Genomic DNA, 26,487 nt, shown 5'->3' on the forward strand with positions numbered 1-26,487 from the left:
GAGTGATAGAATTGACTCTAGCTGAAGCAGTAACAAGCAGGGTAAAAGCTATTTTTAATATACCCGAACTAGAAAAAAGAGTAACATTTACATTACTTATGATAATGGTTGCAAGAGTTGGAATTCATATAGCAGTTCCGGGAATTAATACAGAGGCTTTTAAAAATTTCCAGCAGGGAAATGCAATTGCTCAATTTTTAAATTTATTTTCGGGTGGAGCTGTTGAAAGAGCTTCAATTTTTGCGTTGGGAATTGTCCCATATATTAATGCTTCCATCGTATTTCAATTATTAGGAGTTATTTTCCCTAAAATAGATGAAATGCAAAAAGAAGGTGGAAAAGAAAGAGATAAAATAACTCAATGGTCAAGATATGTAACAATTGTACTGGCAATAATTCAATCATTTGGAATTGCAGTTTTAATGCAAAATCAAGGATTAGTATTGGAACCAGGTCCAAAATTCATACTTAGTACAGTAGTTCTAATTACAGGTGGAACTTCATTCTTAATGTGGATTTCTGAAAGAATTTCAATAAGAGGTATTGGAAATGGTACATCAATGTTGATTTTCTTAAATATTGTTGCAGGACTTCCGTCTGTTATTAGTGCTATGTTTACTGGATTACCTAGCGGAATGGGAAAAGTTCTATTAGGATTGTCAATTGTAGCATTTGTGGTATTTATTGCACTAATGGTAATTGTACAGCTTGCTGAAAGAAGAATACCTATTCAATATGCAGGAAAAGGTAGTCTTGGATTTGGCGGGGGACAAAGTACAGTTGGAAAAAGAACGTATTTACCATTAAAAATAAATATGTCTGGAGTAATGCCAATAATCTTTGCATCAGTATTAATGGCAGCCCCACCGTTTTTAGTTTCAATGATGAAAACTGGAGATTTAAAAAACTTTTTAGCAGCTCAGTTTGAGCCAAAAGGAGTTTTATATTTATTATTATTTGCAATATTAATTACGGTATTTTCATTTTTCTACACACTTACTATTGCTTTTGATCCAGATAAAGTAGCAGATGATTTAAAGCAAAGTGGTGGAACAATTCCAACAGTAAGAGCTGGAAAAGAAACTGCTGATTATTTGGAAAAAGTTGCAACAAGAGTAACATTTGGAAGTGCGATATTTTTATCATTATTGGGAATTATGCCAAATATATGGTTTGGGTATATCTTAAAACTTCCAGTTATGCTAGGAGGAACAAGTTTACTAATCTTAGTTGGAACTGCAGTAGAATTACTATTACAAATAGATTCTTACTTGGCAGTTAAGCAAATGAAAGGTTTTATAAACAAAAGAAATCGTTAAAAATAGTATAAATAAAATATTTTTGAAGTACACTTAATTGTGTACTTTTTTATTTTTTTAAAGAATTATTTATTACAGTAAATATTTATTTTTGATAATCAAATTTGTAACAAAATTATCATAGAACAGACTAACTCTCTCTCTATATATAGTTATCTATAGTTAAATAAATAAAAGTTCTGTCTATTAGTTGAAATTATATTTTAAAATAGTTAATAATTATCAAAAAACCCACAATAAATTTGTATATAAAAATATTCTTGAAATTTTAATTTATATATGGTATACTAATGAAGTAAATAAAAAAATAATAGGAGGATTATTATGAAAAAATTAATTTTATCGATTTTTATGATTACAGTATTAGCTTCTTTTGCTGAAGGAAATACAGTTGATGTTAGAGCAGGATTTGATTTCAGTTCAAAAGCAAAAATCAAGGATGAAGATGTAAGTTTTGATTTGTTAAAAAGAGGTTTTGAACTTGGTGCAGAATATAGAAGAAATCTAGGAACAGGATTTGAAGTTGGAGGAGGTATATTTTATAAGGCAAACAGCTTTAAGAAAAATGCAGTAGGTGAACCAATTCTTGATGAAGATGGCTCAGAATTAAATATAACAAGTAAAAAATTCAATGCTCTTCCAATTTATGCAACTGCAAGATATAATTTTGCTACACCTTCAGAAGATATAGTTCCTTATGTAAAAGCTAATTTAGGATATTCAATAAATTCAGGAAAGCTAGAATCAAAATATGCTCAGAATACTACAGAATACCCTGATTCAGGTGGAAGGATAGATGAAAGTTATAAATTTAAAAATGGGTTGTATTATGGACTTGGTACAGGATTAAAATACAAAAATTTCTTTGTTGATTTGTCCTATAATGTAATTAGAAGTAAAGTTGAAAATACATATATGAGTTCAGTTTACCACACAAATGTTAATGGTGTTAGAGGTACAACATATGAATATGATAAATGGAATACGAAAGTTAATAACAAATTTGTTACATTAAGCTTTGGATACAGTTTCGGATTCTAATAAATAAAAAGATCTCTAATTTAGAACAATTTCTATTTTAGAGATTTTTTATTTACTATTCTTAATTATGAATTTAATTTTTCAAATATTTTTTTCTTAATAAATATGAAATAAGTTCCAATATAATTGCAACACCAAATATCAGATATACAAATATCCCAATTTCTCGTATATCAAAATACATGCTTCCCGACATAAACATATCGTATCCAATTCCGCCTGCACCTGCAGCGGCTCCAACAAGAACAGCATTTGTAAAATTGATTTCAAAACGGATGAATGTCCATGATAGAAGAGAAGTGCTTGTACTTGGCAATACAGCCTGAAAAATAACTTTCCAGAATGAAGCGCCTGTTGCTCTAAGAGCTTCGATAATTCCGTTGTCAATTTCTTCTATGCTTTCAGAATAGGCTTTTACAAGGTAGGCAACGCTGTGAAAAGTCATTCCTATAATTGCCGCTTCTACACCAACATTTGCAACGACTGAAAATACCATAACCCATAATATTGTTGGAATAGCACGGAAAAATGTTATGCCTAATTTTATAATTTTAGAAACATATTTGCTTGATAAATTTTGCGCTGCAAAGAAAGATAGAAATAGAGCTATAAAAGAACCTATAATTGTTGTTAAAGCTGCTAGAGCAATTGTTACCATAAGGCTTTGAAAAACTTGGCTATAGGTGTATCTATCTGATAATTTTGGAGAAAAGAACATCGTTTTCAAATCTTTAAAAAAATGGTCAGCAGCTTCAGCGATATTTACATTGCCAAAATCCATTGTAATCAATGTATAAATTGTAATAGTTGACAATAGGAATAAAGTTGCATATAAATAAATTTTTGATTTTGTAAGTTTTCTTATCTTTATTTTTTCCAAAAGAAAATTCACCTTCCTTCTGTTAATTTGTTTTACATCATTTCTTTTCTAAGTTTGTTAGACAGAATTTCTATTCCGATTACAATAACCGTAACTGTTAAAATTACGAGTCCAGCGGCATCATACCTAAAACTTTTGTAATACAGGTTAAATGTGAATCCTATTCCAGTCCCTGTTAAAATACCAACCAGTGTAGATTCCCGCACGCCAGTTTCAATAAAGAACAGAAGCCAAGACAGGAGCTGTGAGGAAACGCTTGGGATAACTCCGCAGAATATTATCTGAAAATAGGAAGCTCCTACTGATTTTAGTGCTTCAATTACATCACTTGCCACCTCGTCAATTGTTTCGGAAAAGGCACGTGTTAAATATCCAAATGTTATCAGAAATAGTGCAAGAAATCCTGTAAATTGACTTTGCTTAAAGGAAAATACAAGTATTAACGCCCATGCTACAATTGGAATATTTCTAAAAAAAGAAGCGATTATCTTTGTTATAATTTTTGTAAAAATATTTATTCCAGTTGAATTAGATCCGATTATTGCAAGAAATAGTGCAAAAGTTGCGGAAATCGTTGTGGAAGTTATGGCAAGTAAAACTGTTTTTATTACGGAATCCATAATTTCTGGAAAATACTGCAAAGCATTTTGTGTAGGGATAAATTTTTGTAAAAGCCAAAAGATTCCAGCTGGAATTGAGGAAAATGCCATCCCATTTTGGAAGCCTGCAATAATGGAGGATATTGTATAAATTAGAATAATTGCTGATATAAATATAATTTTAGAGTAAAATCTTTGCTTAAAAACATCTTTTTCATTTAATTTCATAAAACCTCCTTATTAAGTATTTTCTTCATCTTTATAAATAAATTCGATCATATCATCTGTAAGCCGTTCTGTTTTATCGTCAAAAATTTTCTCACCTTTATTTAAGGCAATAATCCTGTCAGAATATTTTTTGGCAATATCAACTTGATGAAGATTCACAATGCACGTAATTTTTAGCTCGGAAACAATTTTTTTTAAATAGTCCATTATATTTTCAGCAGTTTTGGGATCAAGAGATGCGATTGGCTCATCACAAAGTAATAATTTTGGTTTTTGCATAATTGCCCTTGCAATCCCTACACGTTGTTTCTGACCTCCGGATAATTCGTTACATTTTCGATAGGCGTACTTAGTCATATTTACTTTTTCCAGAAAGTTAAAAGCCTCCTTTTTTTCCTCTTCTGAATAAATACCTAATATTCCGGCAATTACCGATTTATATCCAAGCCTTCCATGAAGAACATTTTCAATAACAGTAAGCCTTTCCACAAGATTATAACTTTGAAAAATCATTCCAATTTCTCGTCTTACAATTTCTATTTCCGTTTTTTTCAAGTTCTCAATGTTTTTATCTTCAAATAAAATTGAACCTTGTGAAATATCAATCATTTTGTTTATACTTCTAAGTAATGTTGATTTCCCTGAGCCTGAAGGACCAATAATCGAGATAAATTCCCCTTTTTCTACGTCAAATGAAATATTTTTCAAGGCATTTGTCCCATTGTTATATTTTTTTTCAACATTTTTTATACTTAATAACATAAATATTTCCTTTCTATAAGATTATTAAAGTAGTTTTACTATACAAATAAAAGTTTAAAAAATAAGGCATATCAGTTGTAGTATGCCTATTATAATTTCTAAAAATTTATCTATTTCCAATGTTAATTTTATTTGGATTCTGATTTTCATTTGTATTTTTAATATTGCTGGTAATATCATTATTATTACTTGAATTATTTAAAATATTAATCGAAGATTTATTGGTTTGGTTAGTATTTTCTGTAGCTGTATTAGTTGTTGGCTGTTCAAATGTAATAATAGTTCCTAGCGATAATAAATCTCTTTGAAGTTTGTCAAGTTTGTTTTTTTGTACATACACATTGTCAATTAGTGTTTCAATATTTTTATTATCTTCTTCATATTTTGCCATAATTTGTTGGTAATTATTATTTCTCAAGTTTTCAATTTTTTGAGTCAATAAAGTTTTTTCCTCGTCAGTTAGCACAGTGTGATTCAAGTTTTTAAAATTGTTATTTTCAAGAACAAGCTCTGAAGCTAATTTTATAATTTTTCCTTCGAGTAAATCATTTTTTGAGTATTCAATAATTGTACTGATTTTGTTAGCAAAAAACATTGTTTTTGAAGTAAAATTATCTTTGTTATACGTAATTTCATAACCATTATTTTGTCCTTTTATAAATGCCTTTGCATTTTCCATCACAACTTCTCCACTAATTTGTGTATTATCTCCATTTAGACCTTTAGCAACAATTTTTCTATCATTGATATCAATATCAGCTATTCTTACATTTAAATCTTTTATTTCTTTTATAAGAGCAGTTGCTTTTAAGGCATTGTTTAATGAAGTTTCTAAATCTTTTCCTTTATCCAAAAATATGTATAGATTCATATTTTGAACGCTATTGTTGGAATTAATGTTGTTAAAATCATTTAATGAAATTTCTTTTTCTAGTTTAGTCAAGTTGTCAGAAACATTTGTAAGAGCAATATCTCGCTCCAATTCAATTTCAGTTATAGTTTTTTCAATATTTTCCTTTTCAATATTAATAGATTTTGCCAAAGGTTTTATTTCATTATTTAGTTCCATAATTTTTTGAGCTTTACTTTTTAAATCTGTAAGTCCCACATAATCCTGTTTTAACACATTAACTTTTTCAATATTTTCACGTAATTTACTATTAATAAAATTATCAGTATTAGTTGTCAAAGTTGTAACTTTAGTTGTTGTTTCTTTAATAAAGTCAGCTGTTGATTTATCAGCTTTTTCCTGAGTAGTAAGAGAATTTATTTTATCGGTAAAAGTATCAATCTGAGAACTTTTTTCGTTATAAATACCCTCCAGATTCACATCTTCCAGCTTTAAGTTAGATAGTGTCAATTTTGGAACAAGCTTAAACAGCCCAGTTCCGACAACTCCAACATTAGCTCGTCCTTTTCCCAAATTTTTTCCATTAACAACAAAATTATCAAAAACCATCTCATTATTTTTTATAGAAAATTTTACATTCTCAAATTCTGAATGTTTAGTTTTTGTCATATACGAAACAATGTTACTGGAAAACATTACACTACAAAGTAGTACGAACAAAGCTATTAAAACAAGGCTTAATAGCCATTTTAATATTTTCACAAAATAACCTCCTTTTAAGAATTTATTATTTTAAAATAAGCTGTTAAAAATAGATGCTATAAATTTTATATCTATTTAAAACAGCTCCTTTCTGAAACTTATCCAAAATAATTCAAAATTGAATTTTAAACTTTAAAATATAATTTTTGTTTAATTTTAAATACAAATAAGTTATTTAATATTTTTTATTGCTTCATCAATATTTGACAATTTATATTCGTCAGTTATAGATTTTACAAATTTTTGTTGTTCAGCTTGTCTTTTTTGAGTTTTTAATTGACTTTTTATAGCTTCCTTAACTTTTTCAAAAGGAATCAATCCTTTGGTATTTTTTTCTAAAACTTTTACAATGTATAAATCATTTCCAACAGTAACTACGTTATTTACAATTTGTCCAGCAGATACATTTTTAATAGCTTCATTTAAAGGACCAAAACGGCTTTCCAATTGACTCAATGGAATTTCTTGAGTTTCACCATTTTCAGTGACCCCTTGAATACTTGCATTATATTTTTGTGCAAAGGCAGTAAAATTGGCAGGGTTTGCAACAGCTTCTTTTAATACTTGATTTGCCTTTGCAGAATCAGAAGTGTTAAATACAATGAGCTGTAATCTCACAGTATCTTCCTGACGTGTAAAATTAGCTGCATTTGCATCATAAATATTTTTTGCATCTTCATCACTAACTTTTGCTTTTTCATTAAGTTCATTAAATATAGCTAGATTAGCTAATAACTGCTCTTGTAAAATATTTTGGCTTTCAGTATATTTTTTATCATTATTAAGTTTTTGCTCTTTTCCTTTCAAAGCAATTGCTCTATTTATAGCAATATTTTTTATAATAGACTGCTTCATCTGTGCAATTTGTTCAGGACTAAGATCTTTTGCAGTTAGACCATTAGAAAATAATCCCTTTTCCAGTTCATTATTAACTTCATTTTCATATACCTTTATTTTTTTATCTGATGATTCAAACAAAACTTTCCCACTTTGTCCGCTATTATTTCCACAAGCAATTGCAAATATACATAATAAGGTCAAAATGCCTACTTTAATTTTATTTTTCATTATAGTTGTCCTCCAAACTAATTTTTAGATTTAATTTATGTTTTTAGTATATCATAACATTACAAACATTTCAAACTTTTAATTTATTTGACAGAGTAAAAATTTAGGTGCAAACAAACAAAATTAAAAAAGATAAAACTAAAAAACCTTTATTTTTTGTATACTCTTGTCACATATGTATTATCTTAGAATACTTTTTATTATATTCTGTTAAAAAAATTGTTGACAAATGCAAAAAAATACTATATAATACTATCTGTAAGTTTACTTTTTAAGTAAGTTAAGCCTTGGTGGCGAAATCGGTAGACGCACAGGACTTAAAATCCTGTGGGAATTTATCCCGTGCCGGTTCAAGTCCGGCCCGAGGCACCACTTAATAATAAACTACATTAATTGTCGCGGGATAGAGCAGCATGGTAGCTCGTCGGGCTCATAACCCGAAGGTCGTTGGTTCAAATCCAGCTCCCGCCACCAAATGCCTAGATAGCTCAGTTGGCTAGAGCATACGGTTCATACCCGTAGGGTCGGAAGTTCGAATCTTCTTCTAGGCACCATTATATTAATCAAGTTATACTTGCAATTGTTGTAGGTATTTTTTTTTATAAAGAAAAATATACATATTAAATTAACAAGGATTCATATTCTTAGTTAAGTTTTAAAGGGAAAAATTGATAAATTAAAATGAGTCTATTAAATTATATTGAGAAAATATATTACCAGTAGAAAAATAAACTTACATTTCATCCTATCTTCAAATTTTGATATTAAATAAAACTCATTGATTTCTGAGTACAACAAAACTTAACTAAAGTTATAAAAAAAATCATTATTAAATATTAGACACTTTTTTCTAATTTTTTGTGTAGTTATCTATCAACTAAGTTTTGTAGTTAAGAAATTTCTTTACTTTAAATAGAGAGAAATTTAGTATGTAATTTTATGATATATTTTAGTATTGTACTTGATTATACAATACACCTATACAAAAAACACAAATTTTTTGAAAAAAAGTAGTTGACAAATAAATTCAGTTATGATAATATATATCCTGTCGATACGAAATCGTGTCGCAGGACAATTAAGATAAGAATAGAAGAAGCAATAATGTGTAAAAGATAAATAATAGTCAAGAGCTCTTGTTTGTAAAAACAAGATTCTCGTCAAGACAAAGGTGAAATTTAAATATATGTAAAATATATTGAATGAAGAGTTTGATCCTGGCTCAGGATGAACGCTGACAGAATGCTTAACACATGCAAGTCTTTGGCGAATCTGTGCTTGCGCAGGCTAGCCAAGGCGGACGGGTGAGTAACGCGTAAAGAACTTGCCCTGCAGACAGGGATAACAGACGGAAACGACTGACAACACCTGATACAGTTGCCGGCACGCATGTGCCTGGCAATGAAAAGAGATGCTGCGGGAGAGCTTTGCGTCCTATTAGCTTGTTGGCGGGGTAACGGCCCACCAAGGCGATGATAGGTAGCCGGCCTGAGAGGGTGAACGGCCACAAGGGGACTGAGATACGGCCCTTACTCCTACGGGAGGCAGCAGTGGGGAATATTGGACAATGGGGGCAACCCTGATCCAGCAATTCTGTGTGCACGAAGAAGGTTTTCGGATTGTAAAGTGCTTTCAGCAGGGAAGAAGAAAGTGACGGTACCTGCAGAAGAAGCGACGGCTAAATACGTGCCAGCAGCCGCGGTAATACGTATGTCGCAAGCGTTATCCGGAATTATTGGGCATAAAGGGCATCTAGGCGGCCAGACAAGTCTGGGGTGAAAACTTGCGGCTCAACCGCAAGCCTGCCCTGGAAACTGTTTGGCTAGAGTGCTGGAGAGGTGGACGGAACTGCACGAGTAGAGGTGAAATTCGTAGATATGTGCAGGAATGCCGATGATGAAGATAGTTCACTGGACGGCAACTGACGCTGAAGTGCGAAAGCTGGGGGAGCGAACAGGATTAGATACCCTGGTAGTCCCAGCCGTAAACGATGATTACTGGGTGTGGGCATGAAGAGTGTCCGTGCCGAAGCAAATGCGATAAGTAATCCGCCTGGGGAGTACGGCCGCAAGGCTGAAACTCAAAGGAATTGACGGGGACCCGCACAAGCGGTGGAGCATGTGGTTTAATTCGACGCAACGCGAGGAACCTTACCAGATCTTGACATCCTACGAATGCCTGTGAGAACAGGCAGTGCCTTCGGGAACGTAGAGACAGGTGGTGCATGGCTGTCGACAGCTCGTGTCGTGAGATGTTGGGTTAAGTTCCGCAACGAGCGCAACCCCTATCGTTAGTTGCCATCATTAAGTTGGGGACTCTGGCGAGACTGCCTGCGAAGAGCAGGAGGAAGGTGGGGATGACGTCAAGTCATCATGCCCCTTATGATCTGGGCTACACACGTGCTACAATGGCCGGTACAGAGAGCTGCAAAGCGGCAACGCCAAGCGAATCTTTAAAGCCGGTCCAAGTTCGGATTGAAGTCTGCAACTCGACTTCATGAAGCTGGAATCGCTAGTAATCGCAGATCAGCAATGCTGCGGTGAATACGTTCTCGGGTCTTGTACACACCGCCCGTCACACCACGAGAGTTGTCTGCACCTGAAGCTACCGGTCTAACCGTAAGGAGGAAGGCATCTAAGGTGTGGATAGTGATTGGGGTGAAGTCGTAACAAGGTATCCGTACCGGAAGGTGCGGATGGATCACCTCCTTTCTAAGGAGTTAATTCATTACACTGCTTCTTCGTATATCTTATGGGCGTGTAGCTCAGGTGGTTAGAGCACTGTGCTGATAACGCAGGGGTCGCTGGTTCGAGTCCAGCCATGCCCACCATATTATGTCTTGGGGATATAGCTCAGTTGGGAGAGCGCTGCCCTTGCAAGGCAGAGGTCAGCGGTTCGAACCCGCTTATCTCCACCAATTAATATTTAGGACAATGGGAAATGAATAGTAGGTAAAAGATTACAATGAAACTAGAGTAAAAGTTATTCTGGATAAAAAGCTAATAAGGGCACACGGAGGATGCCTAGGCAACAACAGCCGATGAAGGACGTGATAAGCTGCGATAAGCCGGGAGAAGATGCACATAATCGTTAATCCCCGGATTTCCGAATGGGAAAACCTGCATGTCTGGAGGACATGCGTGAAAACGGTAAGCCCGTGAACTGAAACATCTAAGTAGCGGGAGGAAAAGAAAGTAAAAACGATTCCCTAAGTAGCGGCGAGCGAACGGGGAAAAGCCTAAACCGTGCCAGTGCCAAGCGGACAGCGTTGCTGGCACGGGGTTGTGGGACTTCCATTAACGGATTGTCATAATGTTTAAACTGTATGTATGTAAGTAGAATCAGCTGGGAAGCTGGACCAAAGAAGGTGATAGTCCTGTAGAACATAAAATACATATAGTGACTGGAAGCACCCGAGTAGCGTCAGGCACGAGGAATCTGGCGTGAATCAGCGTGGACCATATCACGCAAGGCTAAATACTGCTGTTGACCGATAGTGAAGAGTACCGTGAGGGAAAGGTGAAAAGAACCCTGAGCAAGGGAGTGAAATAGAATTTGAAACCGTGTGCTTACAAACGGTAGGAGCACTTTATGTGTGACTGCGTGGATTTTGGTTAATCATCCTGCGAGTTATGATTAGTGGCAAGGTTAATAAAGCGGAGCCGAAGGGAAACCGAGTCTTAACAGGGCGTCAAGTCGCTAGTCATAGACGCGAAACCTAGTGATCTAGGCCTGTCCAGGCTGAAGCTGAGGTAAGACTCAGTGGAGGGTCGAACTCACCGCCGTTGAAAAGTTGGGAGATGAGGCAGGTCTAGGGGTGAAAAGCCAATCGAACTAGGAGATAGCTCGTTCTCTCCGAAATGCATTTAGGTGCAGCCTTGACGTTAAGATATGTGGGGGTAGAGCTCTGTATGGTCTAGGGGGCGTACTGCTTACCGAAATCAAGCAAACTTCGAATACCATATATTAATAGTCAGGAGTGAGTCCGCGGATGACAAGGTCCGCGGACGAGAGGGGAACAGCCCAGACCGCCAGCTAAGGTCCCTAATTATGTCTAAGTGGGAAAGGAGGTGGATATTCACAGACAACCAGGAGGTTGGCTTAGAAGCAGCCATACCTTAAAAGAGTGCGTAATAGCTCACTGGTCGAGAGTATCTGCGCCGAAGATGTAACGGGGCTAAGACATAAACCGAAGCTGCGGAGGCGTGTTTGCACGCCTGGTAGGAGAGCGTTCTGTAGGCCGTTGAAGGAATGCCGTAAGGCCGTTCTGGAGGTATCAGAAGTGAGAATGCAGGAATGAGTAGCGAGAAGGCGGGCGAGAATCCCGCCGGCCGGAAGTCCAAGGTTTCCAGGGGAAGGTTTGTCCGCCCTGGGGAAGTCGGGACCTAAGCATAAGCAAAATTGTGATGGCGAATGGAAAACAGGTTAATATTCCTGTACCACTATTATCGCTTGAGAGACGGAGTGACGCAGGAAGGTATGTGAGAAGACTGACGGAATAGTCTTTCTAAGGGCGTAGCATGGACACGCAGGAAAATCCGCGTGTCTAAATGTGAGACCTGATGGGGAAGTGCATCAGCATAAGTCACAGATCCTACACTGCCGGGAAAAACTTCTATCGATGAGAAATAGTGCCCGTACTGTAAACCGACACAGGTGGACAGAGTGAGAAACTTAAGGCCGACAGGATAACTCTAGCTAAGGAACTCTGCAAAATAGCCCCGTAACTTCGGGAGAAGGGGTGCCTGATATACTTGAGAGGAGAAACACCTCAAGGGGAAACAGGCCGCAGTGAAGAGTCCCAAGCAACTGTTTACCAAAAACACAGGTCTATGCTAAGCTGAAAGGCGACGTATATGGGCTGACACCTGCCCAGTGCCGGAAGGTTAAGAGGAGGATTGAGAGATTCGAATTGAAGCCCCGGTGAACGGCGGCCGTAACTATAACGGTCCTAAGGTAGCGAAATTCCTTGTCGGGTAAGTTCCGACCTGCACGAATGGTGAAATGATTTGGGAGCTGTCTTGGCTGGAGACCTGGTGAAGTTGTAATGCCGGTGAAGATACCGGCTACCTGCAGTAGGACGGAAAGACCCCGTGGAGCTTTACTGCAGTCTGGCATTGGGTTTTGGCTGTGTGTGTATAGGATAGTTGGGAGACTGTGAAGTTAAGGCGTCAGTTTTAACAGAGTCGCCGTTGGAATACCAACCATATGCCGTTGAAATTCTAATCTGGTAACGGAGACAGTGCTAGATGGGCAGTTTGACTGGGGCGGTCGCCTCCCAAAGAGTAACGGAGGCGTTCAAAGGTTCCCTCAGGCTGGATGGAAATCAGCCTAAGAGTGCAAACGCATAAGGGAGCTTGACTGCAAGACTGACGGGTCGAGCAGGTACGAAAGTAGGAGTTAGTGATCCGGCGGTTCCGTATGGAAGGACCGTCGCTCAACGGATAAAAGCTACCCCGGGGATAACAGGCTGATACTTCCCAAGAGTCCATATCGACGGAAGTGTTTGGCACCTCGATGTCGGCTCGTCTCATCCTGGGGCTGGAGAAGGTCCCAAGGGTTGGGCTGTTCGCCCATTAAAGAGGCACGCGAGCTGGGTTCAGAACGTCGTGAGACAGTTCGGTCCCTATCCACTGCAGGCGCCTGAATACTGAAAAGATCTGACCTTAGTACGAGAGGACCGGGTTGGACAGACCTCTGATGTACCAGTTGTCACGCCAGTGGCATGGCTGGGTAGTCACGTCTGGAACGGATAATCGCTGAAAGCATCTAAGCGAGAAGCCGACTTTGAGATGAGTATTCGCAGTATCCATGGAGAACACATGGTTGATAGGCCAGAGGTGCAAGTGCAGCAATGCATTCAGCTGACTGGTACTAATATTACATCTGCTTTTTAGTTAATCTTTTACTGCTACTATTTATTTCTCATTGTCTTAACTTGACAATTTAGTTTTTAAAGTTTGGTGATGCTAGCAGCAGGGATACACCCGGTTACATTTCGAACCCGGCAGTTAAGTCTGTTTACGCCTACGATACTTGGATTCGTCCCGGGAAAATAGGCAGTTGCCAAACTTTTTTCTTTTGTGTGTCTCCGTAGCTCAGCCGGTTAGAGCATCTGACTGTTAATCAGAGGGCCGTTGGTTCGAGTCCAACCGGGGACGCCATTTTTTTTTTGCAGAATTTCATAAGAGTTTAAAGCAAAAAAGACATAAAGCATTCTACAGTATGTTAATGAAGAGACTGTTCTAAATATCAAGATAGCAAATTATTGCAAGAATATTGTTAACTAGACAAGAAAACTTTCTTTAAAAAGGTGCTTGTCTTTTTTATTTGTAAAAATATTTTGAAACTTTCTTAAATTTACTAATATTTTAATAATCTGAGTTAAAAGTTTTTATGTTAGTTAACCTCAAAAGTAAGGATTATATGTAATTAGTTTGTAAATATTAAGCATTAATTTTTAAATAAAAGAGTTTTTAATAAATTTATTAATTAAACTTAGTGTTTGTTTGATTTGACGACGCAATATAAATAGGTTAAAATTTTTTTGAATAAAAAAAATTTAGTTGATTTTATGCAAAAATTAGTATAAAATAATTGAGTATATGGTAAAATTAGTTTAGAGTTAAACTAAAAAAGTAACGATTTAGATTATTAAACTTTAATTTTGTTTCATTTTTAGTTTGATTTAAACATAAGGTGATTGTAAAAGGAAACTTAATGAATAGAGTGATTTTAGTTATCCTATTGAGCTTTTATTATAAAAATACTAGAAAAAATAACAGAAAGTAAAACTCTAAAAATTAGAAATGTTGGACTTTTATAAGTGAGTATCAAAATAATAAAAAAGGAGAATAAGAAAAGTATGAAAAAAAAGATTTTTTTAAGGGTAATTTTGTTTATGTTGGCAGGGAACATGATTTTTGCTGCAGCGGAGAATCAGAAAATAGAGAATTTTCAGAACGTAGAGGTTAAGGCGAGTGATGTGCGACAAAAGATTGAAAATGAAATAGTGGGTAAAGCTGAAGTTGAAGTAAAGAGTTTCAAAAGAAGTAAATTAAATAAATTTATTTCAAAAGTAGCAGGGAAAAACTGGAAAATGGTTTGGAATGATGAGTTTAATGGAAATCAGCTAGATACTACAAAATGGACTTATTGGGAAAATGGAAATCCTTGGCATGCAGGAAATTATTTGGATGAAAATGGAAATTTGGTTAATCAGTATGGATTTGATGCGAAACATTTTTATTTAAGAGATAATGTTAAAATTGAAAATGGGAACATGATTATAACATTGAAGAAAGAAACAGATAAAAAAGTAAAAATAGATGGTGTAGATAGAAAGATTTTATATAGTTCAGGAGCTATTCATACAAGAAACCTTTACAATGTACAATATGGAAAAATTGAAATGAGAGCTGCTATGCCTAAAGGAATTGGGACTTGGCCTGCATTTTGGTTATGGCCTGAAGGGTATTCTTTTATGGATGGAAAACCAGCAGTAGGGGAGATTGACATAGTAGAAACTTATGGAGATGAAATGGATCGTGCCACAGGGACGCTTCATGTATTAAAAAGTGATAATACTTATGAGACATTTGATGGAGATGATTATAAACTAAGTAAATGGCCTAGGGAAAAATTGACTAATTTTAACACTTATGCAGTGGAATGGGACGAAAAGGAAATAAAATGGCTATTTAATAACAAAGTGTATAAAAGATTCTCTTATAAGGAATTGGACAAGAAAGGGTTGCAAAATCCATTTAAACAGCCTTATTATATTATGATTAATGTAGCTTTGAGCAAGAAAACTGGAGAAGATGGGGATGTGGATTTCCCGACAGAAATGAAAGTTGATTATGTAAGAGTGTATCAGAAAAAATAAAATTAGAGTGGTAAAAGGGTTTTAAAATCAAACAAAAGTTATGAATATTTTATGAAGGATTACTAGAAATATTTAATTTTACTATTTTGGGTTAAAAAAATTAGGTTTATAATATAATTCTAATCAAAAAAAAAAAAAAACAGGTGTTTGAAATTGAATTAAAATAATTGTGTGGTATAATACTAGAAAATAGAAGGTATCTTAAGGAGAATAGGTATTATGAAAAATTTAATTAGAATTCTGGTAGTGGTTTTGTTAGGATTGAGTGTTGCTGGTTGTGAACTTTTTGATCGACAATTCTGGAAAAAAGCTCTGAAAGATTGTACTTATCCAACTCCTTGGGGGTATAGCTGTACAAGAACAGAGCGAGTGTACTATTAAAGTAGGAGAATAGAAGTGATTTAGGCAGGAAGGCTTTTGAAAAGAAGTTTTTCTGTCTTTTTTTTGTAAAAAAAGCTATCTCAATAAGAAATAGCTAATTTTAGATTATTTTTTTTATTATTCAAAATAATTTTTATTTTTATCAAATTTTTGTTGAACTTTGTCTTTTTTGGAAATTGTCAGTTCATTGGGATTTATTCCAAATTCTTCAAATTTCCAGTCGATATTTAGAGTTTTGTCGTTCCACAAAAGTCCGCTGTCGTATTCTGGGGCGTATAAATCAGTACATTTGTAAACAAACTCTGTTTCATCTTCGAGTGTCAAAAAGCCGTGTGCAAAGCCCTCTGGAACGTAGAGCATCAATTTGTTTTTGACAGATAGTTTTACTGAGTACCATTTTCCAAAAGTTGTGCTATCCTTTCTTAAATCAACTGCTACATCATAGACACTTCCTTTTATAACATGGATTAATTTTCCTTGAGTGTGCTTTGTCTGGAAGTGAAGTCCACGTAAAACGCCTTTTTTGGATTTTGAGTGGTTGTCTTGAACGAAGTTCATTGTAAGTCCTAATTCCTGAAAGGATTTTTGGTTGTAAGTTTCCATGAAAAATCCTCTTTCATCTCCAAAAACTTTTGGCTCGATTATTACTAAATCTTTTATTGGGGTTTCTTTTATTGTAAAATTGTTCATTGATTTGCTCCTTTTTTTGTATAAATTTGATTATTTATTTCCGTACATTTCTTCGTAATATTTTTGATAATCTCCTGAAACTACTTCATTTACCCAGTCCTGATGTTCCAAGTACCATTTTACAGTCTTTCTGATACCTGTTTCAAAATCTGTTTCTGGATACCATCCTAAATCCCTTGCAATTTTCGAAGGGTCAATAGCATATCTCATATCGTGTCCAAGTCTATCTTGAACATAAGTAATCAAATCATAATTTATATTTTGCAAGTCAGTTTTTAGAACTTTTTTATATTCGTCATTATTTTCAATTTCTTCTTTTAAAATATCGATAACCAGTTTTACAATATTAATATTTTGTTCTTCGTTAAAACCACCAATATTGTAAATTTCGTAAATATTGGCATTTCTTAAAACTAAGTCGATTCCTTTACAGTGATCTTCTACGTAAAGCCAATCCCTTACATTGTCCCCTTTTCCGTAAACTGGCAACTTTTTACCTTCCAGTACGTTTTTAATCATAAGTGGTATTAATTTTTCTGGGAAATGGTAAGGTCCGTAGTTATTTGAACATCTTGTAATATTTATTGGCATTTTGTAAGTTTCACCGTAGGCAATTACGATGTGGTCGGCACTCGCTTTGGAAGCTGAATATGGGCTTCTTGGATCAAGTGAAGTTTTTTCTGTGAAGAAATTTTTTCCGTAAGTTTTTAAATTTATTCTGTTTTTTACAACTTTTTTCACTTCTTCATCGTCAATTATCAAGTCAATCGCTGTGTCATAATCTTTTGAAAGACTTCCATAAACTTCATCTGTGGAAACTTGTAAATATTTTACACCTTCTCTGTAAACTGGATATCCATTTTCATCTTTTGAAACAGTCCATGCTTTTTTAGCATTTTCCAAAAGATTTTGTGTACCAAGAATGTTTGCTTCTAAAAATATTTGCGGATTTTCAATAGAACGGTCAACGTGTGATTCAGCTGCAAAGTTTACAACAAAATCAATTTCATTTTCAGAAAAAATTCTCGCAATTTCCTTTTGGTCACGAATATCAACTTTTTCAAATTTTACTCTTTCATCTTTAATTTCTTCAGCAATTGTACCTAAATTTCCAGCATAAGTTAGCACGTCTACGACAATTACCTTAATTTCATTATTTTTGTATTTATTTAAAATATATTTTAAATAGTTGGAACCGATAAAGCCAGCTGCACCTGTTACTAAGTATGTTTTCATATTTTCTCCTAATTAATTCACTATAATTATAGTTTTTTTATTTATCATCCTAACCAAATTATACAATTTTTTTCAATTTTTTCCAATAGAAATTCCTAAGATTTTATAAAAAGTAAAAATATGCTTGACATAATGAAAAAAGGTTATATAATAATAGTAAAGATTATTTTAATGAAAATTTAAATTTTTTAAAATTGTTAAAGGAAGTGAATTAAATGCGTGTAATTATTCTTAAAAATGCTGATGAAGTTGCAAAATGGAGTGCATATCAAATAGCTAAAAAAATATTGAAATTTAAGCCTACAAAGGAAAGACCTTTTGTACTGGGACTTCCTACTGGTTCTACACCGCTTGCAACTTATAAGGAATTAATAAATTTATATAACGAAAAAATATTGTCGTTTGAAAATATTGTAACTTTTAATATGGATGAATATGTGGGATTAAAGCCAGAAGATCCACAAAGTTATCATTATTTTATGAATGAGAACTTTTTTAAATATATTGATATAAAAAAAGAAAATATAAATATTCTGAATGGATGTGCCGAAGATTTGGAAAAAGAATGCGAAGATTATGAGAACAAAATAAAGGCAGCAGGTGGAATACAGTTATTTTTAGGTGGAGTTGGAGAAGATGGACATATAGCCTTTAACGAGCCGGGATCCTCACTTTCTTCACATACACGTGATAAAGAGTTGACTTATGATACAATCTTGGCAAATTCTAGATTTTTTGACAATGACATTGAAAAAGTGCCAAAACTGGCTTTGACAATAGGTGTAGGAACACTAATGGAGTCAAAGGAAGTTATGATTCTTGCAAATGGCTATAAAAAAGCTCGTGCAGTTTATCATGGAGTAGAAGGTGGAGTAAATCATCTTTGGACAATTTCGGCTTTGCAGCTGCATAGAAGGGCTGTACTGGTAATTGATGAAATGGCGGCTTCAGATATAAAAGTCAAGACATATAGATATTTCAAGGAAATTGAGGCAAAAAATTTGGATTTGGAAGAATATAAAAAATATTTAATAGAATTAGCAAAATAGAGAGGAATTATTGAGATGATTATAAAGAATGCAAAGATATTTGATGGGGAAAAATTTATTGAGGAAGATGCCGTTGTTTTGGAAGGGAAATTTATAAAGAAAGTAACGAATTTTTCATTGATTGATGAAAAAGAATTAGAAAATCAGGAAGTAGTTGATGCCAAAGGAATGGTTTTGTCGCCAGGATTTATTGATTTACAGCTTAATGGATGTGGAGGAGTACTGTTTAATGATGATATTTCGCAAAAGACACTTGAGATAATGAATGAAACTAATAAGAGATACGGATGTACTTCGTTTTTGCCAACGCTTATAACTTCTCCAGATGAGAAAATAGAAAAAGCTCTGAATCTTATGAAGGAAATAAAAGATAAGGAGGAAATTGGAGTTTTAGGGCTTCATATAGAAGGACCTTATATAAGTGTTGAGAAAAAAGGAATTCATCGTCCTGAATACATAAGAGTTTTATCTGATGAAATGGTAGAAAAAATAGCGAATGCAGGACCTGAAGCTACAAAAATAATAACAATTGCACCTGAAAAGGCTAAAGTTGAACATCTTGAAAAATTGAAAAAAGCAGGGATTAATATTGCTGTGGGACATACGAATGCAACGTATAAGGAATGTATGGAAAAGAAAGACTATTTTAACTGTGCTACGCATTTGTATAATGCCATGAGAGCATTGGATTCAAGAGAGCCAGGAGTTGTAGGATTTTTATTCAATAATGACACTACAAACTGTGGGATAATAGTTGATGGACTTCACATGGATTTTGCTTCTGTGGAGATTGCTAAAAAAATATTGAAGGATCGGCTTTATCTTGTGACAGATGCTGTTAGTCCTGCTGGAACTGATAATATGACGGAATTTATGTTTGAAGGAAATAGAGTTTTGTATAAGGATGGTAAATGTGTTTCGCCGGAAGGTACTTTGGGAGGTTCTGCCCTAGTTATGATTGATGGAGTGAAAAATCTTGTGGAAAAGGTGCATGTTTCACTTGAGGAAGCACTTAGAATGGCAACTTCTTATCCAGCAGAGGCTGTAGCTGTGGATGAAAAATATGGATTTATAAAGGAAGGGTATGTTGCAGATTTGACATATTTTGATGACAAGTTTAATATTAAGGGGACTGTAAGTAAGGGAAATTTAACAAAATACGAATAAGTTAAATTTGAAATTATGATATTTTGTTAGAATGTTAAATTTGTTTAATCTTGATTAATTCAGTATAAGGGAATAACAGTAAAACTGTTTTAAAACTCAAGCTAAAAGGCTGAATGTATGTAATTAAAATTAATTTTATTTTGAGAAACTTGGACAATATGTGATAAAATTTAAAATTTTTAGAAAAAATTTTTAAAAATCTAAAAATATGTTAGAAAAATTTGAAAAAAAGTGCTTTTTTTGTTATACTTTAGTTGAAAAAATAGTTTAATAAAAAATTACTTTAAAATGGGATATAATTATTGACTATAATTTTTAGAAGTTTGTCTTTTAGAGTATTTATATTATTATTTAATTTTAAAGTTGGATTACTATGTGTGAAATAACAGGGATTTTTTGATTTTAAGAAAATCTGAAAAATAAAATATTTATATTAAGGAGAAAAAAATGGAAAAATTGAATTTTAATTATCAATTTGCAAAAAATTTTTTTAACGAAAATGAATTAAGACAGATTAAACCGTATGTAGAATTAGCAAATGAAGTATTGACTTCAAAAAGTGGAGCAGGAAATGATTTTTTAGGATGGGTTGACTTACCTGAAAATTACGACAAGGATGAGTTTGCCAGAATAAAAAAGGCTGCTGAAAAGATTAAAAATGATTCAGAAGTTTTAATAGTAATCGGAATTGGGGGATCTTATTTAGGGGCGAAAGCTGCAATAGAGTTTTTATCACACAGCTTTTACAATAACTTGCCAAAAGATAAAAGAAAAACTCCTGAAATTTATTTTGCAGGAACAAATATGAGCGGTGTTTATTTGCAACATTTAATAGAAGTTGTTGGAGATAGGGATTTTTCAGTAAATGTAATTTCAAAATCTGGAACTACGACTGAACCTGCGATTGCATTTAGAGTCTTCAAAAAAATGCTAGAAGAAAAATATGGAAAAGAAGAAGCTGCAAAAAGAATATATGCTACAACAGATAAGGAAAAAGGGGCATTAAAAACACTTGCTACAGCTGAAGGATATGAGACTTTTGTTGTACCTGACAATGTTGGAGGAAGATTTTCTGTATTGACTGCAGTAGGACTTTTACCAATTGCTGCGGCTGGAATTAATATTGATGAATTGATGGCTGGAGCAAAAGATGCGATGAATGATTTTGCAAACAAAAATATGGATGAAAATCAGGCTTTACAATATGCAGCTGTGAGAAATATCTTGCATAGAAAAGGAAAAGACTTGGAATTAATGGTAAATTATGAGCCAAGAGTTCATTATTTGGCAGAATGGTGGAAACAATTGTTTGGAGAATCTGAAGGGAAAGATGGAAAAGGATTGTATCCAACTTCAGCAGATTTTTCGGCAGACTTGCATTCATTAGGACAATACATTCAAGAAGGAAAAAGATTATTCTTTGAAACAGTAGTTTCTATTGGAAAACCTGAAGTGGAATTTATAATTGAAAGCGACAAGGATAACCTTGATGGACTAAACTTTATTGCTGGGAAAACATTGGATTATGTAAATAAAAAAGCAACTGATGGAGTAATTTTGGCACATATTGACGGAAATGTACCTAATTTAGGCGTAAACATTCCTGAAGCTACTCCTTATCATTTAGGGTATACATTCTATTTCTTTGAAAAAGCATGTGGAGTAAGCGGATACCTTTTAGGTGTAAATCCATTTGATCAACCAGGAGTGGAAGCATACAAGAAAAATATGTTCGCATTGTTAGGAAAACCTGGATACGAAGAAGCTGGAAAAGAATTGGAAAAAAAATTGAACGAAGTTAAATAATTTAGGTAAACTGGAAAATTAATTTTACTAGGAAAGAAGGTGGCTGATTTGGGATATTTTTTTCAAGTAGCCATCTTTTGTTGTGTATTTTGTGAACTTTGGAAAGGATGTAGAAAATGACAAAGGAAAATTTGTGGAAAAATTATACAGATGAACAAAAAAAAGTGATTTTTGACTTTGCTGAAGATTATAAAAAATATTTGGATTCTGCCAAAACAGAGAGAGAATTTGTGGATTTGACAGAAAAGGAACTTGAAAAAAATGGTTTTGTCAATATTAATGAAAAAAGTGAATTGAAAAAAGGGGATAAAATTTATTTTAACAACAGAAATAAAAATATCATTGCAGTAATTGTCGGAAATGATATAAAAAGCGGAATTAATATGATTGTTTCCCACGTAGATTCTCCAAGACTGGATTTAAAGCCAAATCCGATAATGGAAGAAGAAGAATTCGCACTATTAAACACGCATTATTATGGTGGAATTAAAAAATATCAATGGGCTGCAGCTCCGCTTGCATTGCATGGTGTTGTTTTCTTAAAAAACGGAGAAAAAGTGACACTTTCTATTGGAGAAAAAGATGATGAACCTGTATTCAGTATGCCTGATATATTACCACATTTGTCTTATAATGTGCAGGATGAGAGAAAAGCAAGAGATGTTATTAAAGGTGAAGAACTAAAATTATTATTTGGGAATATGCCTTTAAATGATGAGAATGTAAATAAAAAAATAAAGCAGTTTGTACTTGATAAATTGAAAAAAGATTACGGAATAGAAGAAGATGATTTCTTTACAGCAGAGCTGGAAGTTGTGCCTGCTGGAAAATTGCGGGATGTGGGGCTTGATAAGAGTATGATTGGAGGATATGGTCAAGATGACAGAATTTGTGCATATACTTCGCTAAGAGCCTTGCTTGATGTTAAGGAAACTGAGAAAACTGTTATGATTTATTTGACAGATAAAGAAGAAATTGGAAGTGAAGGTTCTACCAGCTTGAAGTCAACATTGCCTGAATATGTTGTTGGGAAAATGCTTTCACTTACAGAAAAAAATTATAATGACCAGATATTGAGGGAAACTTTGTGGAACTCAAAAGCCTTGTCCTCAGATGTTACGGCTGCGTTAAATCCTGTATTTAAGTCAGTTCATGATGTGGAAAACGCGGCAAGATTATCTTATGGACTGGCATTTGCAAAATATACAGGAAGCCGTGGAAAAGTTATGGCAAACGATGCCGATGCAGAATTTATTCAGGAAATAAGACAAATATTTGACAAAAATGAGATTAAATATCAGTCGGGTGGCTTTGGAAAAGTAGATGAAGGTGGTGGAGGAACTGTTGCTAAGTTCTTGGCTTACTATGGAATCAGAACGGTAGACGCAGGGCCTGCGCTTTTATCAATGCACTCTTTATTTGAAATCTCATCAAAAGCAGATTTGTACGAAACATACAGAGCATATAAAGTGTTTTTTGAATTAGATTAAGGAAAGAGCAGATAAATTAGGAGATAAAAATGGGTTATAAAATTATAATTTATAAGGATAATAAATTTTATAAAGAAGAGAACTTGAAACAAAATTGGGAAAATTTTATATATAAATGGGGAAATATCGAATCAGGAAGCTATTTTTTTGAAATAAAAAATGAGGAAACAGATGTTATAAGTGGCGTAACTTATAATCACACAGCTCCATTTGCAAAAAGATTTGAGGCTGTGGTGGATGAAGACTTGCCACCAAAGTCAATAACAGGATTTCAAAAAGGAATAGATATTTATGTAGAGTATTATCCTTCTAAAAAGACGATTTCATTCACAAAAATGAAATTTTACAGAATGAACTTGGATATTGCTGATTTTGGATTGGAAAAGGCTGATAAAGTTGAAATTGCAGGGAACTTTAATAACTGGAAGCCTGATACTGAGCCTATTCATCACTTTGAAGGAACAAATTATGAAGTAATATTGGCTTCACCTGAGGGAGTTTATGAATATAAATATCTGATTGACGGGAAATGGTATCCTGAAAATGAAAATAAAAAATTGATAATTGGAGAAAATGGAGCATTGTTTCCACAAGGAGATTTGGGAACTGGAAAATTTGTATATGAAGCCATTGACAAAAATACAAATTTGAAGGCTATCGTACATAATTATGACAGCTTGCAATATTTTAACAAACTTTCAGATAATGAATACGAATTTAAAATAAGAACTCAGATGAATGATGTAGAACGTGCCTATATTAGTGTTGTTTTACATGAAGAAGATAATTATGAAATGATTTATGAGCTGGAAAGGTATCAAGATAAGACAAACGGATTTGATTATTTTGAAAGAATAATAAATTTTGGTAAAGAAGCCAAAAAGCTTCTGTATTATTTTATTCTTGAAGATAACGGTTCAAGAGCTTATTTTAATGGAAAAACATTAAGTTACAGCAAGCCAAAAAGATTAATTGTAAACACAACTTCTAAGGATATACAGCTATTTGATATACCAAACTGGGCAAAAGAGGCAATCTGGTATAATATTTTTCCAGACAGATTTTATAATGGAAACCACTATAACGATCCTATTTTTAATGAATTTGGACCTGAAGCTTTTAAGCCTAACAGACTTCATGAGCAGAACTTTATCGAAGATTATAAATGGGAAAAAAGCAATAATGTGATAAGTCAGTTTGATAGAAATCGTTGGACTGCTGATTTTAGGGAACAGGTAATTTGGGAAAAACTGGGAGAGCGTGAAATTGACTACAGCTTAAAATATGCCAGAATGTATGGTGGAGATTTACAAGGAATAAAAGAAAAAATACCGTACATGAAGGAATTGGGAATTAATGCAGTGTGGCTAAATCCAGTATTTTTCTCATACCAAAATCATAAATACGGAGCAAACGACTTTAGACATATTTCGCCAGACTTTGGGACAATAAAGACAAGTGGAAAAACTTATGGCGTGGAAATTAATAAAAAAAATAAATATGGAAATAAGTCGTATGTGGATGTACTTGGCAACAAAGCTTCAACAAGCAGTGAGCTAAAACTTCTGGAAGTAAATCTGAATGGTAAAAACCGTGGGAAAAATGGCTATGGGGAAACAGAAGATCCATCAACATGGATCTGGACAGAATCAGACTTGATAATGGTTGATTTGATAAAGGAATTTCATAAAAATGGTATCCGTGTGATATTTGACGGGGTTTTCAATCATAGCATCAGTGAACATTGGACATTCAATATGGTTCTTGCTGATGGGGAAAATTCTAAATATAAGGACTGGTACAAATTTACAGATTTTGGACAGCACGTTCCAATAACGGATGAAATGAGTGAGGAACAGGCATACGAAACTCTTATTGCAAATAGAAAAAGAACTATTTACAATGCTTGGGGAGGATTTGATACATTACCTGAATTTAACTCGTTTAATCAGGAATATAAGGAATATATTTTTAATATTACAAGAAAATGGATGTATGGGCCTGACGGAAAAGAAAGTGAAAACTGGATGGAAGATGATGGAATTGATGGATGGCGTCTTGATGTTCCAAACTGTCTTGAAAATCAGAATTTTTGGAATGAATGGCGTGAGGTCGTAAAGGGCAGCAAGAAAGATTCATACATAACTGCTGAACTTTGGGGAAATGCGGCAGGCGATATTAACGGTGGAAATAAATTTGACACTGTGATGAACTATGAATGGTTAAAAACAGTTATTGGCTTTTTTATTAATCAAAGCCGTGAAGGTGGCGTAAGATATAAATTGAAGGCACAGGACTTTTTCAACGAGCTTAGGGAAAAAAGAACTTGGTATCCATATCAGGCATTGCAGGCAAGCCAGAACTTAAACGGTTCGCATGATACCGACAGGCTTTATTCAAGAATTGTAAATGATGTGCTTGGAAGAAATCTGGAGGAAGGAAAACAGCTGGAAAAAGGTTATAACGGAATTCGCCCGGATTTAGCTTCAAATTATCATCCAAACACAACAATAGACTGGCGAAACAGCCAAATTAAACCAAAAGACATATTAAAATTAATCTCAGTATTCCAAATGACATACATTGGAGCACCAATGTTATTTTACGGTGATGAAGTAGGAATGTGGGGAGCAACCGATCCATATTGCCGAAAACCGATGTTATGGAAGGAATATTTGTACGATGATGAAAAAAATCCATCACACATTAACCAAAATGAAGTTTATCAGCAAAAAGTTGACAGTGATTTATTTGAATGGTATAAAAAATTAATCAGAATAAGACTAGAAAATAAAACGTTTGTCTATGGTAAATTTAGAGAAATTATGGCAGATAATGAAAAAGATTTAATTGTTTATGAAAGAGTGATTGAAGATAATTCCATAATAGTTGTTATAAATAATTCTTTTAATGATTGGGAAAATTTGGAATTTGAAACGCATTATCAAGATGAAAGATTTATAGATCTGGTAACAGAAGGAAGAACATTCAGAACAAGTTCTAACGGAAAGATTAAACTAAATATAAAAGCTAAAGAAGGAATGGTTTTGCGAAAAGTTAGAATAGATGGAGATTATGAGTAATAACCTTGTAAAATAATGTATTAAAAATATATAAAAAATTAAGGAGCTAATAAATTTAGCTCTTTATTTTGTATAAAATTATTTTAATTGAATAATTTTTTAGTTTGTCGCAATATATTTTACAATCTATGACTTGAAAAATAGTAAATAAAAAACAGTCCACGAGAAAGAGGTATATGGACTGCCTT

General features: G+C 33.8%; 16 protein-coding genes, 6 tRNA genes and 3 rRNA genes. 18 read left to right on the plus strand and 7 right to left on the minus strand.

Annotated elements, in window-relative coordinates:
• Nucleotides 1-11: 11 nt before the first annotated feature.
• Together secY and ACZ5B9_RS01280 are read left to right on the plus strand one after the other, a co-directional pair.
• Entirely contained in the window at nt 12-1,319 is a 1,308-nt protein-coding gene (gene secY / locus ACZ5B9_RS01275) for a preprotein translocase subunit SecY (RefSeq protein ID WP_464423036.1), read from the plus strand.
• 324 nt (nt 1,320-1,643) lie between these two features.
• Nucleotides 1,644-2,360 carry an outer membrane beta-barrel protein gene (locus tag ACZ5B9_RS01280; RefSeq protein WP_464423037.1) on the plus strand — a complete coding sequence of 239 codons (717 nt, stop codon included), beginning with the start codon at nt 1,644-1,646 and terminating at the stop codon, nt 2,358-2,360.
• A 73-nt stretch (nt 2,361-2,433) separates the two neighbouring features.
• Here ACZ5B9_RS01280 and ACZ5B9_RS01285 read toward each other — a convergent pair whose 3' ends face one another.
• From ACZ5B9_RS01285 to ACZ5B9_RS01305, 5 genes are all read right to left on the minus strand, one after another.
• Nucleotides 2,434-3,240, minus strand: coding sequence for a PhnE/PtxC family ABC transporter permease (locus ACZ5B9_RS01285; RefSeq protein WP_464423038.1), 807 nt, complete (start codon nt 3,238-3,240; stop codon nt 2,434-2,436).
• Between the two features lie 32 nt (nt 3,241-3,272).
• Nucleotides 3,273-4,067: a PhnE/PtxC family ABC transporter permease gene (locus ACZ5B9_RS01290; RefSeq protein WP_006806068.1), complete on the minus strand. Its 795-nt coding sequence runs from the start codon at nt 4,065-4,067 to the stop codon at nt 3,273-3,275.
• 12 nt (nt 4,068-4,079) lie between these two features.
• On the minus strand, nt 4,080-4,829 hold the full coding sequence (gene phnC / locus ACZ5B9_RS01295) for a phosphonate ABC transporter ATP-binding protein (protein WP_464423039.1): 750 nt from the start codon (nt 4,827-4,829) through the stop codon (nt 4,080-4,082).
• 106 nt (nt 4,830-4,935) lie between these two features.
• A complete protein-coding gene (locus ACZ5B9_RS01300) occupies nt 4,936-6,441 on the minus strand; it encodes a hypothetical protein (protein WP_464423040.1) in 1,506 nt (501 codons plus the stop codon).
• 171 nt (nt 6,442-6,612) lie between these two features.
• The gene (locus ACZ5B9_RS01305; protein ID WP_464423041.1) at nt 6,613-7,509 is read right to left on the minus strand and encodes a peptidyl-prolyl cis-trans isomerase; all 897 of its coding nucleotides are present in this window, start codon (nt 7,507-7,509) and stop codon (nt 6,613-6,615) included.
• Nucleotides 7,510-7,793: 284 nt separating this feature from the next.
• Here ACZ5B9_RS01305 and ACZ5B9_RS01310 point away from each other — a divergent pair.
• The 11 genes from ACZ5B9_RS01310 to ACZ5B9_RS01360 all read left to right on the plus strand — a co-directional run bounded on the left by ACZ5B9_RS01310 (nt 7,794) and on the right by ACZ5B9_RS01360 (nt 15,778).
• Nucleotides 7,794-7,881: transfer RNA gene (locus ACZ5B9_RS01310), tRNA-Leu, on the plus strand.
• Between the two features lie 25 nt (nt 7,882-7,906).
• Nucleotides 7,907-7,983: transfer RNA gene (locus ACZ5B9_RS01315), tRNA-Met, on the plus strand.
• A 3-nt stretch (nt 7,984-7,986) separates the two neighbouring features.
• A tRNA-Met gene (locus tag ACZ5B9_RS01320) sits at nt 7,987-8,063 on the plus strand.
• Nucleotides 8,064-8,708: 645 nt separating this feature from the next.
• Nucleotides 8,709-10,220, plus strand: a 16S ribosomal RNA gene (locus ACZ5B9_RS01325).
• A gap of 42 nt (nt 10,221-10,262) precedes the next feature.
• Nucleotides 10,263-10,339: transfer RNA gene (locus ACZ5B9_RS01330), tRNA-Ile, on the plus strand.
• Nucleotides 10,340-10,350: 11 nt separating this feature from the next.
• Nucleotides 10,351-10,426 (plus strand) — tRNA-Ala (locus tag ACZ5B9_RS01335).
• Nucleotides 10,427-10,501: 75 nt separating this feature from the next.
• Nucleotides 10,502-13,407, plus strand: a 23S ribosomal RNA gene (locus tag ACZ5B9_RS01340).
• A 61-nt stretch (nt 13,408-13,468) separates the two neighbouring features.
• Nucleotides 13,469-13,581 (plus strand): 5S ribosomal RNA (gene rrf / locus ACZ5B9_RS01345).
• The 16S, 23S and 5S rRNA genes sit together here with 3 tRNA genes alongside, the layout of an rRNA operon.
• Before the next feature lie 15 nt (nt 13,582-13,596).
• A tRNA-Asn gene (locus ACZ5B9_RS01350) sits at nt 13,597-13,673 on the plus strand.
• Between the two features lie 701 nt (nt 13,674-14,374).
• Entirely contained in the window at nt 14,375-15,397 is a 1,023-nt protein-coding gene (locus ACZ5B9_RS01355; protein WP_464423042.1) for a glycoside hydrolase family 16 protein, read from the plus strand.
• Nucleotides 15,398-15,616: 219 nt separating this feature from the next.
• Entirely contained in the window at nt 15,617-15,778 is a 162-nt protein-coding gene (locus ACZ5B9_RS01360; RefSeq protein WP_464423043.1) for a hypothetical protein, read from the plus strand.
• Between the two features lie 117 nt (nt 15,779-15,895).
• Here the strand turns inward: ACZ5B9_RS01360 and rfbC are convergent, their stop codons facing one another.
• Nucleotides 15,896-16,468 (minus strand): dTDP-4-dehydrorhamnose 3,5-epimerase, encoded by a 573-nt coding sequence (gene rfbC, locus ACZ5B9_RS01365; protein ID WP_464423044.1) that lies wholly within the window; start codon nt 16,466-16,468, stop codon nt 15,896-15,898.
• Between the two features lie 30 nt (nt 16,469-16,498).
• Entirely contained in the window at nt 16,499-17,704 is a 1,206-nt protein-coding gene (locus ACZ5B9_RS01370; protein WP_464423045.1) for a dTDP-glucose 4,6-dehydratase, read from the minus strand.
• A 215-nt stretch (nt 17,705-17,919) separates the two neighbouring features.
• Here ACZ5B9_RS01370 and nagB point away from each other — a divergent pair, with 215 nt between their 5' ends.
• The 5 genes from nagB (at nt 17,920) to ACZ5B9_RS01395 (ending at nt 26,299) form a co-directional block, all read left to right on the plus strand.
• The gene (gene nagB / locus ACZ5B9_RS01375) at nt 17,920-18,753 is read left to right on the plus strand and encodes a glucosamine-6-phosphate deaminase (protein ID WP_464423046.1); all 834 of its coding nucleotides are present in this window, start codon (nt 17,920-17,922) and stop codon (nt 18,751-18,753) included.
• 15 nt (nt 18,754-18,768) lie between these two features.
• Nucleotides 18,769-19,920, plus strand: coding sequence for an N-acetylglucosamine-6-phosphate deacetylase (gene nagA / locus ACZ5B9_RS01380; protein WP_464423047.1), 1,152 nt, complete (start codon nt 18,769-18,771; stop codon nt 19,918-19,920).
• A 447-nt stretch (nt 19,921-20,367) separates the two neighbouring features.
• Nucleotides 20,368-21,726, plus strand: a complete 1,359-nt coding sequence (locus ACZ5B9_RS01385) for a glucose-6-phosphate isomerase (protein ID WP_464423048.1) — start codon at nt 20,368-20,370, stop codon at nt 21,724-21,726.
• A gap of 116 nt (nt 21,727-21,842) precedes the next feature.
• Complete coding sequence (locus ACZ5B9_RS01390) at nt 21,843-23,216, plus strand: aminopeptidase (RefSeq protein WP_464423049.1); 1,374 nt, start codon at nt 21,843-21,845, stop codon at nt 23,214-23,216.
• Between the two features lie 29 nt (nt 23,217-23,245).
• On the plus strand, nt 23,246-26,299 hold the full coding sequence (locus ACZ5B9_RS01395) for an alpha-amylase family glycosyl hydrolase (protein ID WP_464423050.1): 3,054 nt from the start codon (nt 23,246-23,248) through the stop codon (nt 26,297-26,299).
• Nucleotides 26,300-26,487 lie beyond the last annotated feature (188 nt).

The sequence above is a fragment of the Leptotrichia sp. SK-5 genome, assembly GCF_055387215.1.

Excerpts from the sequence above, each read along its gene's own strand:
- ACZ5B9_RS01280 (WP_464423037.1), top strand. The coding sequence starts at position 1,644 with ATGAAAAAATTAATTTTATCGATTTTTATGATTACAGTATTAGCTTCT.
- ACZ5B9_RS01290 (WP_006806068.1), bottom strand. The coding sequence starts at position 4,067 with ATGAAATTAAATGAAAAAGATGTTTTTAAGCAAAGATTTTACTCTAAA.
- phnC (WP_464423039.1), bottom strand. The coding sequence starts at position 4,829 with ATGTTATTAAGTATAAAAAATGTTGAAAAAAAATATAACAATGGGACA.
- ACZ5B9_RS01305 (WP_464423041.1), bottom strand. The coding sequence starts at position 7,509 with ATGAAAAATAAAATTAAAGTAGGCATTTTGACCTTATTATGTATATTT.
- ACZ5B9_RS01355 (WP_464423042.1), top strand. The coding sequence starts at position 14,375 with ATGAAAAAAAAGATTTTTTTAAGGGTAATTTTGTTTATGTTGGCAGGG.
- ACZ5B9_RS01360 (WP_464423043.1), top strand. The coding sequence starts at position 15,617 with ATGAAAAATTTAATTAGAATTCTGGTAGTGGTTTTGTTAGGATTGAGT.
- rfbC (WP_464423044.1), bottom strand. The coding sequence starts at position 16,468 with ATGAACAATTTTACAATAAAAGAAACCCCAATAAAAGATTTAGTAATA.
- ACZ5B9_RS01370 (WP_464423045.1), bottom strand. The coding sequence starts at position 17,704 with ATGAAAACATACTTAGTAACAGGTGCAGCTGGCTTTATCGGTTCCAAC.
- nagB (WP_464423046.1), top strand. The coding sequence starts at position 17,920 with ATGCGTGTAATTATTCTTAAAAATGCTGATGAAGTTGCAAAATGGAGT.
- nagA (WP_464423047.1), top strand. The coding sequence starts at position 18,769 with ATGATTATAAAGAATGCAAAGATATTTGATGGGGAAAAATTTATTGAG.
- ACZ5B9_RS01385 (WP_464423048.1), top strand. The coding sequence starts at position 20,368 with ATGGAAAAATTGAATTTTAATTATCAATTTGCAAAAAATTTTTTTAAC.
- ACZ5B9_RS01390 (WP_464423049.1), top strand. The coding sequence starts at position 21,843 with ATGACAAAGGAAAATTTGTGGAAAAATTATACAGATGAACAAAAAAAA.
- ACZ5B9_RS01395 (WP_464423050.1), top strand. The coding sequence starts at position 23,246 with ATGGGTTATAAAATTATAATTTATAAGGATAATAAATTTTATAAAGAA.